Raw genomic sequence first — 3471 nt, forward strand, 5'->3', positions numbered from 1 at the left:
CGAGCCGCTCAGCCAGTGCCTCGCGGGTCAGCGATTGGCCGTCCAGCGGGTCCATCACCACCTGGCCTTCAGGCAAATTCACCTTGACCATGAAGTGACCCGGAAACCCGACGCCCCGCGCCGCCAGCCCCAAGCCTTGCGCCAGTTCCAGCCACAGCACCGCCAGCGAGATCGGAATGCCGCGGCGCGTATGCAAAATCACGTTCACAAAGCTGTTGTCCGGGTCGTAGTAATGGTTGACGTTGCCGGCAAAGCCCAAATCCCGGTAGAAAAACTGGTGCAAGGCGCGCAGCTTTTGCAGGGGGCCGGCATCAGCCGCAAGGCGATGTTTGAGTCGTGCCAGGAGTTGATCGACCTCGCCCAGCACTTCTTGTACGTCGAGTTCCGGGTATTCGTCTTGCGCCAGACAGGCCGCAGCCTCCAACAACGCAAAGTCGGCATCGCTGTGCACCAGCGAGGCAAAGTACTCCAGTGGGGTGGGCACAGCCAGCGATAAAGACATGCGAACCTCCTTGGTCAAAGTGATGGACCCGGAATTGCCGCCACCACCGGCAGGTGCACGACCCGCTGCGGATAGGGAATCTCGATCCGGTTTTCACGCAGTGACCTAAGTATGTCCAGATTGATCAAGGACTTCAAGTTGTCACTGCCGTTCTCGGGGTCGGCGATCCAGAACCCCAGCTTGAACTCCAGTCCATCGGCGCCAAAGGCAGACAGGTTCACGGAAGGAGCTGGCTCACGCAGCACCCGTTCCTGCTTCAGGGCAGCCTGATGCAACAACTGCATCACCTGGTCCACATCGCTGTCGTAGCTAACCGCGACCGCAGTATGGAGCCAGACCCGCGAATCGGCCAGCGACAGGTTTTCGACCCGGGTGCTGATCAACAACTCGTTGGGAACGATCGACTCGCGCCCGCCGAGCGAGCGAATCAGGGTGTAGCGGGCATTGATTTGCATCACAATGCCCTCAAAATTATCGACCCGCACGTTGTCGCCAATGCGCATGCTGCGTTCGGCCAGGATGACAAATCCGCTGACATAGTTGGCCGCCAACTTTTGCAGGCCAAAGCCCACGCCCACGCCGATGGCGCCGCCCAGCACCGAGAACGCGGTCAAGTCAATACCGACTGCCGACAGGGCCAACATCAGGCCGAAGAACATCAACAGGGCACGCGTGGCGTTGCTGGCCGCCTTGCGCAGCGACAATTCGCCCCCGGTGGCCGAACGCAGCAAACGGGTCTCGATGGCCGCTGAAATCCACAGGGTGACGATGAGCACGGCACCGGCTATCAGACTCCCCTCAAGCAGGGTGCGGACCGACATCCGGGCGCCACCCATCTTCCAGGTAATCTGGTCAAGCTCTTCCAGGACCAGTGGCAGCAACCCGCTGACCCATAGCACGACAGCCACCCATGCCACCCAGGAAATGCTGCGCTCCAGCATACGCACCAGCGGCGTGTCACTGAAGGCCGCTTGCAGCACCTTGACCCCAAGCCGGATCACCAGCAGGGAGATCAGCACCGGCAACGCAATCTTGAAAACCGCCAGCGGCACCCGGCCCACCATCAGGGCGCGGGCGGCGTAGGCCAGGCTCAGCAGCAGAAACGGGAACAAGACCCCGTCCACAAGGCGTCGGCCAAACATGATGGAGGTCGTCACGCTCGGAGCCCGCGCCCGGCGAAACAGCGCGGCCAGCCACCAGGCCACCACACTACACAAAGCCAGTGCGCCGAGCTCCATCAGCGCGGCGCGCTGGGTCAGCGCCGCGACCCAGGCGTCCAGATCGGCAATGCGGGGTTCAAACATCGGCCAGCACCCGAATATGTCCCTCCACACTGCGCGCCAGCGCGCTCAAGGAATAACCACCTTCCAGACACGAGACGATGCGTCCCTTGCCGTGGCGCCGGGCCACGTCCTTGATGCGATGGGTGATCCAGACGAAGTCCTGCTCGACCAGGCCCAACTGGCCCATGTCGTCCTCCCGATGCGAATCGAAGCCGGCGCTGATGAAAATCATCTCGGGCCGAAAGGCCTCCAGCCGTGGCATCCAGGTGCTCTCGATCAGCTCCCTGATCTCCATGCCCTTGGTATAGGCAGGCACGGGCAGATTGACCAGGTTGGCCGCACTGGAGTGGACGTGATCGAGTGGATAAAACGGATACTGGTAAAAGCTCACCATCAAAATGCGCTTGTCACCCGCCACGATGTCCTCGGTGCCGTTGCCGTGGTGCACATCAAAATCCACAATCGCGACCCGCTTCAGACCGTGGCGCTCCAGGGCGTACTTGGCGGCAATGGCCACGTTGTTAAAGAAACAGAATCCCATGGCCTGGTCGCGGCACGCATGGTGCCCGGGCGGACGAATGGCACAAAACGCGTTTTCAAGTTCACCCGCCATCACCGCATCGGTGGCCGCCAGCGCGGCACCGGCAGCACGCAGGGCCGCATCCCAGGTGCTGACGTTGATGGAGGTATCGGGGTCCACCTGGGCATAGGGTGGGCCGCCGGCCAAGATATCTTCTTGCAGCACATCGCTCAGGCCGCGCAGGGCCGCGACATGCGTGCGGCTATGCGCCAGCTCAATGTCGGCCAGCGACGCGCAAGGGGCCTCACGCCGTTCCAGTGCGAGCCCCAGGCCGGAGATTAACAATCGGTCCTCGATGGCATCAAGCCGCTCAGGACATTCGGGGTGGCCAGGCCCCATTTCATGTTTACGGCAATCGGAATGCGTGTAGTAACCGGTCGTTGTCACGGTGATCTCCTGTCTCTCAAATTATTTTGGTAACGTCGTGCTATGGATGCACAAAAAAAACTTGAATCAATACTGAATCAGCTTAACACGGTGATTGTCGGCAAGCAGGCGCAAACGCAAGATTGTGTGGCTTGCCTGCTGGCGGGGGGCCACTTGCTGATTGAGGACGTGCCCGGCGTGGGCAAGACCACGCTGGCGCTGGCGCTGGCCAAAACCTTTGGCCTGCAGTTCTCCCGGGTGCAGTTCACCGCCGACCTGATGCCCAGCGACCTCACAGGTGTGAGCGTTTATGAGCGCGCCAAAGAAAGCTTTGTTTTCCACCCCGGCCCGTTGTTTGCGCAGGTGCTGCTGGCCGACGAGATCAACCGCGCCAGCCCCAAGACCCAAAGTGCGCTGCTGGAGGCGATGGAAGAAAAGCAGGTCACGGTGGACGGCGACACGCGCGCGCTGCCCGCGCCATTTTTTGTGATTGCCACGCAAAACCCGCACGACCAACTCGGCACCTATGCGCTGCCGGAGTCGCAGCTGGACCGCTTCCTGATGCGCATCTCGCTGGGTTACCCGGACCGTGCCACCGAGCGCGAACTGCTGGCAGGGCGCGACCGGCGCGACATGGTGGAAGCACTGCCGAGCCTGCTCAGTGCGACCGAGCTGCAGACGCTGCAGCAGCAGGTGCTGGCCGTCCATGCGGCTGCGCCGCTGTTGGACTATGTGCAGGA

The 3471-nt window shown here is 61.8% G+C and carries 4 protein-coding genes; 1 reads left to right on the forward strand and 3 read right to left on the reverse strand.

Annotation, left to right across the window (positions count from 1 at the left end; translation table 11 throughout):
• The 3 genes from GZ093_RS20580 to GZ093_RS20590 form a co-directional block, all read right to left on the reverse strand.
• A partial coding sequence (locus GZ093_RS20580; RefSeq protein WP_296489582.1) for a transglutaminase-like domain-containing protein occupies positions 1-502 on the reverse strand: 502 nt, incomplete at its 3' end.
• A gap of 14 nt (positions 503-516) precedes the next feature.
• Positions 517-1806: a mechanosensitive ion channel domain-containing protein gene (locus GZ093_RS20585; RefSeq protein WP_296489584.1), complete on the reverse strand. Its 1290-nt coding sequence runs from the start codon at positions 1804-1806 to the stop codon at positions 517-519.
• Positions 1799-2752 carry a histone deacetylase family protein gene (locus GZ093_RS20590; protein ID WP_296489585.1) on the reverse strand — a complete coding sequence of 318 codons (954 nt, stop codon included), beginning with the start codon at positions 2750-2752 and terminating at the stop codon, positions 1799-1801. The genes GZ093_RS20585 and GZ093_RS20590 overlap by 8 nt, the downstream gene beginning before the upstream one ends.
• Before the next feature lie 42 nt (positions 2753-2794).
• Between GZ093_RS20590 and GZ093_RS20595 the strand changes: the two genes are divergently transcribed.
• Positions 2795-3471: AAA family ATPase (locus tag GZ093_RS20595; protein ID WP_296489586.1), on the forward strand; the 677-nt coding region annotated here is incomplete at its 3' end.

Origin of the sequence: Rhodoferax sp. (genome assembly GCF_010365055.1) — a bacterium.
In the GTDB taxonomy this organism is placed as follows: Bacteria; Pseudomonadota; Gammaproteobacteria; order Burkholderiales; family Burkholderiaceae_C; genus Rhodoferax.

Excerpts from the sequence above, each read along its gene's own strand:
- GZ093_RS20585 (WP_296489584.1), bottom strand. The coding sequence starts at position 1,806 with ATGTTTGAACCCCGCATTGCCGATCTGGACGCCTGGGTCGCGGCGCTG.